The sequence below is a fragment of the Streptomyces sp. NPDC058664 genome (assembly GCF_042716635.1).
Classification (GTDB): Bacteria; Actinomycetota; Actinomycetes; order Streptomycetales; family Streptomycetaceae; genus Streptomyces.
The window spans coordinates 20,239-33,319 of sequence record NZ_JBHXRW010000072.1 but is presented as its reverse complement, the minus strand read 5'-3'; the positions used below and the strand labels follow the sequence as shown (position 1 = coordinate 33,319).

Below are 13,081 nucleotides of genomic sequence, written 5' to 3'. Positions count from 1 at the left end.
CCCGACGGCACACCGCTGTGGTTCTCCCGCGCGACCCCGGGCCGTACCCACGACCTGACCGCGGCCCGTGCCCACGCCGTCGTCCAGGCCTGCCTCACCCGGCAGATCCTCGTCCTGGCGGACCGCGCCTACCAGGGCGCCGGCGCCACCTTCCGCACCCCCTACTACCACTACCGCGAACAACCGCCCCACTACCAGCAGTTCAACCGCGACCACGCCAGACTCAGAGCACCCGGCGAACGCGCCTTCGCGCAGCTGAAGTCCTGGCGAATCCTCCGACAAGCCAGATGCTCCACCCGCCGCATCGGCACCATCGTCCAGGCCGTCCACACACTGCTGACCTGCAGCTATTCAGGATGAAAGAGGTTCAGTAAGTCGGCCTGATAGGTACGAAGAATAGATGTGGGACGACCATGTGGGAAATAGTCATTTAGCCGTCTCAGCAGCACGGCTCAACAGGTAGCTTTCCCCTTCGCCTCGTCGGGTGATCGATGTGGACATCGTCACACCCGTACCGTCCTGAGCGAACCCGGTTGAGTAGCCATTACCTAAGACGGGGCGTGTCCTGATGGAAGACACTGAGACGTCTTTACAGATACGGGCATTTCAGAACTGTCTGCCGCTTGGTCACCTCTCATCCGAGCATAACGAGAGGTCTGCGGCTCAACGACCCTGCGATGGTGTCCAGGGCGGAGGATGCAGTGAATTTTCAGGTCCAAAAGGTCAAACCTGACACTATGACACCAGATCAGTCTGGTGGGGCGAACTCTCAGGGTGAAACCATGATTGATCTGATCACTCCAGTATTCGAGGCTTTCCCTGCCGGGGCACTCACTCCCGCTGAGGCTTTCGAGAGGCTGGGCCATGACGAGCCAGGCTTTCTCTTGGAAAGCATGTCGGCCAACGATGGTGCTGCACGCTTCTCCTATGTCGGCCATCACGTAAAGTCTGTAAATGGGGGCAACGGTGACCCTCTAAATACTTTGCAGAGCATTTTGGATCAGCCTCTCACTCCGGCGGACGGCCTTCCACCGTTTATAGGTGGCGCTGTCGGATACATAGGTTACGAGGTGGCTCGGCATTTTGAGCAGATTCCGACCGCTATTGGCAGCGACCCGGGGCTTCCGGATTCAACGTTTTTCTATGTTGATGAGCTAGCGGCATTCGATCACAAGAATGGGCAGCTATTCCTCATCACACTACACCGCCATTCAGCGGAGTCTCACGAAACTGCGCTTGCGCGAATCGCAGGGATGAAGGAATGCCTGTTCGGTGAGCGTCGCACCAAAACCGAAACTACGCCATCACATTCCCTTCCTGCCTATGCCGAACGCCCTCCATGGAAGGCGAACGTTTCGCGAGATGAATTCGGCGAAATGGTCGATCGAGCTCGTGAGTACATTCACGCAGGAGACATTTTTCAGGTAGTCCTTTCGCAGCGGTTCAGCAAGCCACTCTACGCCGACCCCTCCGCCGTTTACCGGGAGCTGCGTTCGGTTAATCCATCTCCTTATATGTTTCACCTATCGCTAGGAGATGGGCGCCACGTAGTTGGTGCGTCCCCTGAACTGCTGGTGAAGGTGCAGGACGGTGTTGCCGAGACTCGCCCGCTTGCTGGAACACGCTGGAGGGGTACAGACGAAGCCTCCGAGGATGCGCTTGAAAAGGAATTGTGCTCAGATGAAAAGGAGCGGGCCGAGCACGTAATGTTGGTCGATCTTGGGCGCAACGATATCGGAAAAATTTCCGTCCCAGGAACGGTGAAGGTCCCGCGTTTGATGGAAGTTGAGCGTTACTCGCACGTCATGCACCTGTCATCGACAGTGACTGGAGTTTTGGACACTGATCGCGACTGCCTTGACGCTTTGCGCTCCACTTTCCCTGCCGGCACGGTATCCGGTGCGCCGAAAATTCGCGCCATGGAAATTATCGCCGAGATTGAGCCGGAACGGAGGGGAGTTTACGGAGGGGCATTGGGGTTCATGGGGTTTGGTGGAGACCTGGACTTCGCGATCGTTTTGCGCACTGTTGTTATTTCTGATGGCATGATCTATGCCCAGTCCGGGGCCGGGATCGTGGCTGACTCGGACGCAGAATCCGAGTATCAAGAGACCCTCAATAAGGCTAAGGCTGTATTTGTGGCCGTAGACCGGGCGGAACGTAAATCATGAACGCTAACACTCGCACTGTTGCGATTGTCGACAATTATGACTCCTTCACTTACAACCTGTTTCAGTACTTTTCCGAGCTCGGCAGTCGGCCAGACGTCTACCGCAACGATTCCATTACTGTGGAGCAGCTCTCCCAGTACAGCTTGATCGTAATTTCCCCCGGCCCTGGAACTCCTTCTCAAGCGGGAATCTCTCTTGCTGTGGTGCGGCAACTGAGCGGTCTTATCCCAATTCTTGGGGTGTGTCTGGGACATCAGACCATTGCTGAGGCATTCGGTGGTGTCGTCAGGCGCACGAAGCCTATGCACGGCAAGACATCCAGTATTCGGCACCAAGGCACCGGTGTGCTGGCCGGGCTTGCCAGTCCATTCACGGCCACGCGCTACCACTCCCTAGCTGTCGACCCTGACACGCTGCCCGCCGAGCTCGTCCCAACAGCGTGGGCCAGTGACGGAACCATCATGGCGCTGATGCACCGGTCTCATCCAACCTTTGGTGTGCAATTCCATCCCGAGTCAGTACTTACGGAAGGTGGTCACAGAATCGTGGCCAACTTCCTCAATTCCTCGCCATGCTGATGGAGCGAAATTGAAGTCAGCCCTCCAACGACTCACGCAAGGCCGCCCTCTCTCTCAGGCGCAGGCTGCTGAGGCTATGACGTCTGTGCTTAGCGGCTCAGCCCTTCCGGCGCAGATCGCGGGTTTCGCTGCGGCAATCACGGCAAAAGGGATCACTGTCGATGAGATGGTGGGCTTGGTTCAGGCTGCGCGTGGATCATCTGTGACGCTTCCTGTCTCGGCCAACGTACTCGACACCTGTGGCACAGGAGGGGACGGTCACGACACCTTCAACATCTCCACCACGGTGGCAGTGGTCGCAGCCGCGTGCGGAATCCGTGTAGCCAAACATGGAAACCGCAGTGCCTCCTCAAACTGCGGGAGCGCTGACGTACTTGAGGCTCTTGGGGTCCGCATCGACCTCAGTCCGCCAGCGGCTGCGGTCTGTCTAGAACGTGTCGGCATCACTTTCCTTTATGCGCCGATGTATCTGCCGGCGTTTAGACATGCGGCACAGGCCCGCCGTGACCTAGGAGTGCGGACGGTCTTTAATTTCTTGGGGCCGCTGTGTAACCCCGCTGGGGCTAAGTTTCAAATCCTCGGTGTCGCTGATCCAGACATGGCACCCATTGTCGCCGAGACTCTGATTCGGCTAGGCACCGAACGGGCAATGGTCTTTACCTCTGAGGACGGACTCGATGAACTAAGCCTTTCTGCGCCTTCACGCGTGATCGAAATCCGCGAGAACCATATTCATCGAAGTGTGCTGTTGCCCACCGATGCTGGTATATCGGCTGCCCGTATATCAGATCTACGGGGAGGGAACGCCGCTACCAATGCAAGTATCCTTCGCAGGATTCTTGCCGGCGAACCGGGTCCGCACCGCGACATTGTGCTGCTTAACACCGCAGCAGCGCTGCGCACTGCGGGAAGGGGGGAAGATTGGCGAGCAGCCGTTGACCAAGCAGCAAGGGCGATCGACAGCGGTGCGGCAGGAGCTCTACTCGACAAATGGATTGCGGTCTCACAAGAAATTTCGTCTGTGCGCCCTGATCTAACCGGGGATTCCTGACCGCGACTCCGTCTCTTGTCAACCAAAACAAAACATGCCGTCTTTTAAGACGGTGTCCGGGGAGAATCCGTGATCCATTCCCAGGTCAACGTGCTGGCCGAACTTCTCGAGGCAGCAGCAGAGCAGACCTCTGAGCGCCGAGTTATAACCCCGTTGGCAGAACTTGAACGCATGGCTGCTTCTATGCCCCCGCCGCGCCGGCTGGCGGGAGCCCTGCGAGCCCCTGGTCTCGGGGTGATTGCCGAACTCAAGCCTCGAAGCCCCATCGCTGGCGCGCTAACCGAAAATTACGACCCGGTCAGCAGAGCACGTCAATACACGGCGGGTGGTGCGAGCGCTCTCTCGGTTCTTACTCACACCGCCGGTTTCGGTGGATGCCCTGAGGATCTCGCTACAGTCCGCCTAGCATCTCATCTCCCCATCATTCGTAAAGACTTCATTACTGATGAATACCAAGTGACAGAAGCACGGGCATTCGGCGCTGATGCTCTTCTGCTGATCGTCAGCGCCCTATCCCGAGAGAAGCTAGGCGAACTGCTGCGTGTCACTTGGCGATGGGGCATGGAAGCCATCGTCGAAGTACATACCGCGAACGAGGCTGACATCGCGGTAGCTGCGGGGGCCCGGGTAATCGGTGTTAATCACCGTGATCTGCGTACCTTCTCTCTTGACCTCACGCTCATAGAGCGGTTGCTAGATCGGGTTGGTCCTGACCGAGTGTTGGTCGCGGAGAGTGGTATCAGGTCTGCTCAGGATGCAGAGCGCCTCCGCATCAGTGGGGCGGATGCCGTCCTCGTAGGGGAAATGCTGATGCGCGCCGGGGATCCGGAGTCTGCCGTACGAGAGCTTGCGGAGATCACTGCTCCCCCTAGGCCTCGGCCGTGGGCAGCCTGGCGGAGCCCTCGCGCTTGGTAAGCGTCACATCCCGCGTAAACGCAGCTGCCAGATCGGCTCATCGGATGTGGGGGCAAGGAGAAGATTGAGGTTCTTTAGCGGTGCCGCTCCAGGGTGAGTACGGCTTTGGCAATTGACATCATGCGGTTCGGGCTGCAGCGGGGGTGACGGAGGATCCGTCAGGACTTGAGGCGGGCAACGCCGCGCTCGACCGGGGCGCGGGTCCGGGCCAATGCCCGATTCGCGGTCTGCTGGATGGGGTGGGGCCGCAGTGCGGTCGGCGCTTTACGCCGGTGGTGACCCGGGGGCATCCTCCCTGGTGAGCGAGGTCGGCCAGGACGAGGATGCCCTGGCGTTCGCAGATACGGATGATCCGGTGGGTACGGGCGGCGGTCAGGTCATGGGCGCGGCCCGGCAGCGCGGGGGAAAGCCACAGCAGCCGGCCGCCAGGATCGGTGACTACCTGCACGTTCACGCCGTGGCGGCGGTATTTGGCCGGGTGGTCCGCCCGCCCGTCACCGACGCGGTCGCACTCGGCGGGAGTGCCGTACAGGTGACCAACGAGGCTCCAGGGCTGCTTGGTCGAGACGTTGGACATCTCCCGAGGAACGGGTCGGCGTCATCCATCGGTCAGCTGCTGGATGGCCTTGAGCGCCTGACCCGCTCCGTCCTCGGTCATCAGATGTCGCGCCGCTCTTGCGGCGGCTCGACTGTGTGCCTGCTGCTTCACTACGTGGTGAAGTGAGGCGGCAAGCCGTTCGGCGGTGAGGGACCGGAAGGGGATCGGGTCGGTGGCGGCGCCGATGGCGGCAAGTCGCCCCGCCCAGAACGGCTGGTCCGCGGTCACCGGTACGGTGACCGCGGGCATTCCGGCGCGCAACGCGGCGGCCGAGGTGCCGGCCCCGCCATGGTGGACCACCGCGGCCAGCCGTGGAAACAGCAAGGCGTGCGGTACGTCCCCGATCGTGAGCACGTCGTCCCCGGCGGCGGCAAGCCCGGCACCGCCGGCTTGGAGGATGCCGCGCAGCCGTGCGCGGCGCAGGGCGCGCACAGCGATCTCGCTCAGCCGCTCCCCGTCACCGGACGCCATGCTCCCGAAGCCGATGAGGACGGGCCGGGGTCCGGCACGCAGGAAGTCCTCCAGATCGGTAGGCAGCCGTTCGGCCGCCTCGTGATGGGGCCACCAGTTGCCCACGACCTCCAGGCCGGAGCGCCAGTCGGAGGGACGAGGCACCAGGGCCGTGCTGAAGCCGTGCAAGATGGGCCAGTTCGCCTGTTCCTGTCGTCGGCGCGTCTCGGAAGGGGAGGCCGGGGGCAGCTGGAGGCGGTGGCGCAGCTGTGCGACAGCCTGTTCGTAGGCGCGGTCGGCCATGCGCAGTGCGAAGCGTCCGGTGGCTCGGTTGGCGAGACGGCCCAGTGAGCGGGAGCCTGTGACGACGGGCGGGAAGTCGCCGGTCGGTGCGGTGGGTTGGAGGTACACGCCGAGGCTCGGTGTGCCCGTGGCCTCGGTGAGGTGCCAGCCGAGCGGAGCCGTGGTGGTCGACAGCAGGAGCAGGTCCGTGCCCTCGTCCATCACGTCGGCGAAGCCCTGACCCAGTTCGGTGATGAACGCGGCAGCAGTACGCATGAGTTCACGTCTGCCCGTGACGCCACCACGCACCCGGGTGTCGGCGGGGAGGCTGCGAAATTCCAGCCCTGCCTCGCGTACGAGGGGTGCGAAGGTGTCTGTGGTGGCGAGGGCGACGTCGTATCCGGCCCGGCGCAGTTCGGCGCCCAGACCCGTGTAGGGCGCGACGTCGCCGCGCGATCCGGCCGCGGCGATCAGGATCCTCATCGGTCCTCCTCGAAATCGGTACGGCCACCTGCGTGGCGGGCCGCGTTGGCATGAACCGCCTTGCGCGTATAGGCGGCCAGACCCGGGCGTTGCTGCGACGGCGGTACGACCAGAGCGAATGCGCGCGGGTCGGCGACGAAGTCGTCCGCGATGCGCCGGTGCGTGTCGGGCGGGCAGGAGGTGAACCAGCGTGCGATGTGCAAGCGGTGCTCCTCGGCGAGGTCCATGGCCCGCTCGCCGTCGCTCGGCTCCCCCTCGTCGAAGGCCGCGAGCAGCTCCACGCGCCAGGCGGCGGCCTCGCCCATGAGCCGGCGCTAATCCTCTTTGGTGTGAGCGGCCGCGCGTGCCATCGCCTCGCGCTGTCCCTCCGAGTGCGCCCACTTCAGTTCTGCCTCGGTGGCATAGCTCAGGTCGAAGGTGATCTCACCGAAGACACTGTCGAGGCGTGCAAGCAGCTGGGCATCGGGCGGAAGACCGGATACCAGTAGCGGGCCGAGAGCGGTGGGCTGCCTCCGCGGTCGTTGCCGGAAGCATCTCGGTTGGGGCGTTATCTGTCGCTGCTGGAACGCAAACGGATTGCCACCCTGCGCGAACGCGGCCTGGGCGTTCGGGAGATAGCCCTGCGCCTGGAGCGGTCGCCGTCGACGGTCAGCCGCGAACTACGCCGCAACAGCCTGCCGCACGACAGTGACATCTACGACGCCGACCTGGCCCACCATCGCTTCCTGGAACGCAACGGACGGCCACGCCGCGTCAAACTCGCCGCGGACCCGGAGCTGAAAGTCGAGGTCCAGCCCAAGCTCGCCCTGGGGTGGAGTCCCGAGCAGATCGCCGCCCATCTGCATGCGCTTTGACCCGTTTGTCCTGAACGGCATCTGTGCCACGAGACGATCCACCGGGCCCTCTACCAGGGCGTCAAAGTGAGCACGACGTTGACCCGTAAACCCCGCACCGGCCGGCCTCTGCAGAAGAAGCGCCGCCGGTCTGACCAGCGGGTCGCGAAGTTCGTGGCCCCGGCCGTCCTCATCGATCGCCGGCCGACCGTCGTCGAGCTGCGGACCCAGCTGGGCGACTGGGAAGGAGACTTGATCGTCGGGCCTCACAGCCGGTCCGTGGTGGCCACGCTGGTCGACCGCCGCACCCGCTATCTCCGCCTGATCGCCCTACCTGAGGGGCATTCCGCCGATCAGCTCCACGATGCTCTCATCGCGGCGTTCACCGCGCTGCTCGAGCATGCCTGCCGGCCCCTGACCTGGGATCAGGGCTCTGAGATGGCTCGCCACCACGAGCTCACACCGCACTTCACCGATGGAGTCTTCTTCGCCCACCCCGGCAGCCCCTGGCAGCGCGGCACCAACGAGAACACGAACGGACTGATCCGCTAGTACCTACCCAAGCGCACGAACCTGTCCCTGGCTACCGCGGACCACCTCAGAGAGATCGAGTTCAGGCTCCATAAACGACCCCGCAAACCCCTCGGCTGGTAGACCCCAGCCTCCGCATTTACCGCCGCCCTGGCACCATGAACCTGCAGCGTTGCGACGATCGCGCTAATCCGCCCGTACTACGTTCTGCTTGCTCTTGCCACAGATGAACGTGTCTCGTCTTGCGCCCCTCGTCAGGGCGGCGCACACGGGTCGCGGTGCCGGCAGAGGTGGCACTTCGCCGATTGCACGGGGATCTTGAAGCGGTCAGTATCGTGCCAGCCGGCTTGAACGTCGTGAGGGGCTCCGTAACTCAGATGGATGAGTCTGGCCAGCAGTCGGTCGATGAATGCCGGCTCGCACATCGCCCCGCTGACGGGTCGTGTCGCAAGGGGGTGCTGCTCGTGCCCGCAGAGGAGTTCAGCTTTCATGTAGGGCGGCAGGCCCACCCGCTTGGGGGGGATCGTCGCGAAGCCAAGCCGCTTCACGATGCCCGACTCGCCAGCAACAGTACGTGCCGAGGATTATCGTGATCAGGTATGCCCTTGCCACGCTGGCTCACTCGGAAGAGAGCGATTCCCAACAGGCGACCTGACTGCAAGGTGATCATCTACAAGACCTATGCCGCAGCTAAGGCAGCTAAGGGGGCTGTCTGCTTCTCTACGTCCCCGAGCCAGTACAGATCTATGAGCGGCGGAGGAGTTGGCTTCGCTGGGATATATCACAGCGTGCATACAGGTCTCTAAGGGGCTCAAATGCGCTCCCCGAACAGCCGAGTGCCGTTCAGCGGTAGATCAATTAGCGATCGGCATCCCTGGAGCAAGGATGCGTTCCCGACAGATGCCCCCTCTAATGAGTAAGAACTACTCGCGACTGGGGTTCGAATTCCAGGTTTAATCACCCGACGGCACTGGAGCATCACAGTCTAGAGAAGCATTACGAGTTAAAGAATCTAGGGTTAGAAGACAGCATGACAATTCAGTCGTTGATTAAGACCTCGTTCCGGTCAACTGGACCACACTCCCCATGATCCTGATGAAAAAATTACCTCTCCTGGTCTTCTCGCGCTCGCTTTCCGATTCACATTCTGCGCCCTCCTTAAATTCGTCACCCTTATCGATTATAGACTAAAGATTGCGTGAAACATATCGCTAAGTAGGCAACGCAGACACTCGAAAGCAGAACGTGCTGGCAGTGGCACCACGATAAACAGATCGGTGTGAAGCGGGTGCCGGATGTCGGCGGCTTCCCCGGCGCGGAAACCGTCAATCTTCCCCTCGGGCAAGATCACAAGCGTACTGTGAACAGTCGGACTGCTAACAGGATCACTGTGTGGTGCAGATGTAAGGTATTGAGCAGGAGGCTGTCATGGAGGTTCCGATTCGGTCGCGGCGCTGGCCGATGATGGGGCGGGACGTAGAGTTGGACCGACTGCCTGGGGTCCTCGCAGGGCGACACTTCCGTGGGTTCGTCGTATCCGGACCGGCGGGCGTGGGCAAAACGCGGCTGGCAGAGGAGTGCCTGGACCGTGCGGTTGCCACGGGCTTCCAAGGGGTGCGGGCAACTGCAAGTTCAGCAGCCGGTGTGGTTCCACTGGGAGCCATCGGTCATCTACTGCCCGCTGGACTCGACCTCTCTGACCCAGCCGCAGCCTTCGCCAGTCTGGGGCTTGCACTGGCCCGTCGGAAGAGGCGCTTGGTCATCATGGTGGATGATCTGCATCTACTGGACGACACTTCCGCCCGACTACTTCAACAGCTTCTGGGGACCCAGGCCATCCGTTTGATCGCCACGATACGTAGCGGTGAACCGGTCAGCGACGCTGTGGATGAGTTGCAGAACGCAGATGCAGTTCAGCGGGTAGAGCTGGGGGCCCTGGATGAAGCCACGGTCGAGGCCCTGCTGGAGAGGATCCTGGGAGGGCGTGTCGGACACAGGACTGTCCGAGAGCTGTTCACTGCCTCAGGCGGCAATGTGTTGTACCTGAAAGAGCTTGTTGAGGGCGCACTGGCCTCAGGGGCTCTTACTGACGGAGAGGTATGGGAGCTTACCGCACGTAGTCTTGCAGGCACTCCTCGTCTCTCTGAGCTGATCAGCGCACGCTTGGCAGCAGCCGGGCAGGAGGGAAACCAGGTTCTGGAGTTGCTTGCTCTGTGTGGATCAGTGGGGCGGGTAGACGCAGAGTCGGTTGCGTCCTCCGACACGCTCAAGGCACTGGAAGACGCAGGGCTGGTTCAAGAAGCGTCTGATGGGAAGCGAGTTGCGGTAGGGCTAGCACACCCCCTGTACGGCGAGGTGGTCAGATCCAGCCTGCCAGCGTTGCGACGCCGTGCCATTTTGCTGGCACAAGCCGCACGCGTACACGCTCGAGGTGCCCGACGCCGTGACGACACTTTGCACATTGCTACCTGGCAGCTGGCAGCCACTGGCACAGCTGACCCTGCACTCCTGACCCAAGCTGCTGCGCTGGCACGGCATGCCCATGACTACCGTCAGGCGGTCGTACTCATCGAAGCCATTCCGGAGGCCAGTCGCACTGTCCCCGTCCAGCTCATGCATGGTGAAGCACTCTTCGAACTGGGCCGGCAAGAGGAGGCCGTAGAACTCCTTGCCAGGGTCGACGCCACTGTCCGCAGCGAGTGGGAGAAGCTCGCAGTAACGGTTCTGCGAACGATCATCCTCTATTGGGGGTGCGGCCGCAGCAAGGATGCACTCGCGGTGATCGATACAGCGAAGACACATGTGACGAGTCCTGATGGTCAGCGAGTCCTACGGGTTCTTGAGGGCAGTGTGTGTGCGGTATCAGGTCAACCCACACGAGCGCTACACCTCTTCGAAGAACTCGATGAGGATATCCAGCAAGCACCCAACATCAATGTTTGGCTAGCGGGCATGATGATGAAGGGGGCTGCCCTGGCCGGCGTCGGCCGCATGGCAGAGGCGCTGGAATGGGCCGAACACGCCTATTCCACACATCAAAGAATCGACGATCAGGCACAGTTGCCCCACCCGGGAACGCAGCTGAACTCTGTTGTCATCGCGCTTGCCCAGGCCGGCCGTTTGGGCGATGCTCGCGAAATAGGCGAGCGCACTTTCAACGAGTTCGTTGCAGCGAAGGCGCCCCTGCCTCAGATTTGGATGGCCTGGCACCTCGCTCGCGTTGAATGGATGGCCGGACACCCCGCCTCAGCGCGCAAGTGGTACGCCGAAAGCCTGGCCGTGGCCCGCCGGATCAATCAGCTTCTTGTGGTGCGTTCCGCTTTGTCCGGCCTAGCGGCATGCGCCGCGCATCTGGGCGACTTGGATGCGGCCGACCGCGCACTGGCTGACCTATCCAAATATCCAAGAGGCTTCGACATCGGGGAAGAAGTTTTGGGGACCGTGTGGACACTCGCAGCCCGGGGTAACCTCACGCAGGCCCGCGAGGAACTCAAGGAAGCCGCACTCGCGGCTCAGGCTGGAGACCACCGTTTCGCCGAGGTACTGCTACTCACAGACATGGCCCGACTCGGTGGCGCTAGGGATGTCGGACGCCTCAACGAACTCGCGCAGGTCTGCGATGGTCCCCTCCCTTCGTTGCATGCCGAGTTTGCCGCCGCACTCGCTGCCGACAGCCCCCAACGCCTGTGGCAAGTCTCCGAAGCATTTGAACGCCTGGGTGCGGACCTGCTCGCCGCCGAGGCCGCCACGGCTTCGCTCACTGCGTCTCGACGTCAAGGCAACCGAGCACACCAGACTCCGGCTGCGACCCACCGTACCGAAGTTCTAACAGCCCGCTGTCAGGGTGCACGAACTCCGCTCCTTGCCACCACAGAGGCAACCGCTCCCCTGACTGCTCGGGAACGAGAAATCGCCTTCCTGGCCGCCGGTGGAGCAAGCAGTAAGGACATCGCCACGGCTCTCGGCCTGTCCGCTCGCACTGTGGACAACCACCTCGCCCGTGCCTACAGCAAACTGGGGGTCACAACTCGTCGTGACCTGGCAACCATACTGGCCGGTGCGCGAGAATAAAAAGGTCTTGTGACGTCGCCTGAGTGAGCCGTTTTCATCCTGAATAGCCGCAGGTCAACAGCGTGCGAACGGCCTGAACGGATGGTACTGATACGGCAGGTGGAGCATCGGGCTCGTCGGAGGATTCGCCAGGACTTCAGCTGTGCGACGGCCCGTTCTCCCAGAGCCCACAGTCGGGCGTGGTTGCGGTTGAACTGCTGGTAATGCTCGGGCTGTTCGCGGTGGTGATAGGACGGGGTGCGGACGGTGGCGCCGGCATCCTGGTAGGCGCGGTCCGCCAGGATAAGGACTGTCGGATGAGGCAGGCTGGGGCAACGGCTGTGGGCGCGGGCCACGGTCAGGTGGTGGGCGTGGCCGGGTGTCGCGCGGGAGAACCAGAGCGGTGTGCCGTCGGGGCGGGCGATGACCTGTACGTTCATGCCGTGCTTGCGGTGTTTCTGCGAGTAGGACGGCTCGTCGACGGCGATGCGGTCGGTGGGGATCAGGGTGCCGTCCACGATCACGTGGTCGCCCTCGCCCAGGCCGGTCAGGGCCTCGTGCAGGCCAGGTGCCCAGGCCGCGAGGACGTCCAGGGTCTCGTCGACGTAGCGCCAGGCGGTGGCTGTCGAGATACCAAAGCCGGCTGCCAGGTCGGGCAGCGGCTCGTTCTTGCGCAGGTGCACCAGCGCGAGCAGGGCCTGCTGGAAGCATCCCGGCTTCCGCCACCGCGAACGGCGCTCCCACCTTCGTGCGCAGAGGAGCCAGGAAACGTGCTCAACCAACCTCATGCGGGACGTCGGCCGTGGCGCGAAACGGGACCACGCAAACCTTCCCGGGCGATGCATGGTGCGTAGAGAACACCACCGCAACGACCAGGAGCCTCGTCTCGTTACGCACCCCTGCCGACCTGCCGTTTCACCCCCACAGAGACAGGACGAAAACGGCTTAGTCAGGCTTCACAGAGTCGCATCCGGCCGCTACGCGAGGGATGTTTCGAACCGTATTTCAGGAATTCCGTTTCCACCAGCCAAACCGATTCGCCAGACGCAACCAATTGACCTGGATTTGATAAATAATGCCTGCGACTCCTTGCGTGAAGGTTAACGGTTCCAGCTTCACTCCTCGGGACGCCCCGATCG

General features: G+C 62.3%; 9 protein-coding genes and 3 pseudogenes. 8 read left to right on the top strand and 4 right to left on the bottom strand.

Features of this window, described 5'->3' with window-relative positions; translation table 11 throughout:
- The 5 genes from ACFWUY_RS35925 to trpC all read left to right on the top strand — a co-directional run.
- A partial coding sequence (locus tag ACFWUY_RS35925; protein ID WP_384119920.1) for a transposase family protein occupies positions 1 to 360 on the top strand: 360 nt, incomplete at its 5' end.
- A gap of 422 nt (positions 361 to 782) precedes the next feature.
- Positions 783 to 2,171, top strand: a complete 1,389-nt coding sequence (locus tag ACFWUY_RS35920) for an anthranilate synthase component I family protein (RefSeq protein ID WP_384119917.1) — start codon at positions 783 to 785, stop codon at positions 2,169 to 2,171.
- Complete coding sequence (locus ACFWUY_RS35915) at positions 2,168 to 2,749, top strand: anthranilate synthase component II (protein ID WP_384119914.1); 582 nt, start codon at positions 2,168 to 2,170, stop codon at positions 2,747 to 2,749. The genes ACFWUY_RS35920 and ACFWUY_RS35915 overlap by 4 nt, the downstream gene beginning before the upstream one ends.
- Before the next feature lie 10 nt (positions 2,750 to 2,759).
- The gene (gene trpD, locus ACFWUY_RS35910; protein ID WP_384119911.1) at positions 2,760 to 3,800 is read left to right on the top strand and encodes an anthranilate phosphoribosyltransferase; all 1,041 of its coding nucleotides are present in this window, start codon (positions 2,760 to 2,762) and stop codon (positions 3,798 to 3,800) included.
- 69 nt (positions 3,801 to 3,869) lie between these two features.
- Positions 3,870 to 4,715 carry an indole-3-glycerol phosphate synthase TrpC gene (gene trpC / locus ACFWUY_RS35905; protein WP_384119908.1) on the top strand — a complete coding sequence of 282 codons (846 nt, stop codon included), beginning with the start codon at positions 3,870 to 3,872 and terminating at the stop codon, positions 4,713 to 4,715.
- A 74-nt stretch (positions 4,716 to 4,789) separates the two neighbouring features.
- Here the strand turns inward: trpC and ACFWUY_RS35900 are convergent.
- From ACFWUY_RS35900 to ACFWUY_RS35890, 3 genes and pseudogenes are all read right to left on the bottom strand, one after another.
- Positions 4,790 to 5,247: pseudogene (locus tag ACFWUY_RS35900) on the bottom strand (transposase family protein); the annotation flags it as partial.
- Positions 5,248 to 5,313: 66 nt separating this feature from the next.
- The gene (locus tag ACFWUY_RS35895) at positions 5,314 to 6,528 is read right to left on the bottom strand and encodes a glycosyltransferase (protein WP_384119905.1); all 1,215 of its coding nucleotides are present in this window, start codon (positions 6,526 to 6,528) and stop codon (positions 5,314 to 5,316) included.
- Positions 6,525 to 6,962: pseudogene (locus ACFWUY_RS35890) on the bottom strand (TipAS antibiotic-recognition domain-containing protein); the annotation flags it as partial. The pseudogene ACFWUY_RS35890 and the gene ACFWUY_RS35895, both read right to left, overlap by 4 nt.
- A gap of 105 nt (positions 6,963 to 7,067) precedes the next feature.
- On the opposite strand from ACFWUY_RS35890, the gene ACFWUY_RS35885 reads away from it, so the two are divergent.
- From ACFWUY_RS35885 to ACFWUY_RS35875, 3 genes are all read left to right on the top strand, one after another.
- Positions 7,068 to 7,382 (top strand): transposase, encoded by a 315-nt coding sequence (locus tag ACFWUY_RS35885; RefSeq protein ID WP_384119899.1) that lies wholly within the window; start codon positions 7,068 to 7,070, stop codon positions 7,380 to 7,382.
- 21 nt (positions 7,383 to 7,403) lie between these two features.
- Positions 7,404 to 7,913, top strand: coding sequence for an IS30 family transposase (locus ACFWUY_RS35880; protein ID WP_384119924.1), 510 nt, complete (start codon positions 7,404 to 7,406; stop codon positions 7,911 to 7,913).
- Between the two features lie 1,407 nt (positions 7,914 to 9,320).
- A complete protein-coding gene (locus tag ACFWUY_RS35875; protein WP_384119896.1) occupies positions 9,321 to 11,963 on the top strand; it encodes a LuxR C-terminal-related transcriptional regulator in 2,643 nt (880 codons plus the stop codon).
- A gap of 34 nt (positions 11,964 to 11,997) precedes the next feature.
- On the opposite strand, the pseudogene ACFWUY_RS35870 reads toward ACFWUY_RS35875, so the two are convergent.
- A pseudogene (locus tag ACFWUY_RS35870) lies at positions 11,998 to 12,764 on the bottom strand (transposase family protein).
- Between the last annotated feature and the right edge of the window lie 317 nt (positions 12,765 to 13,081).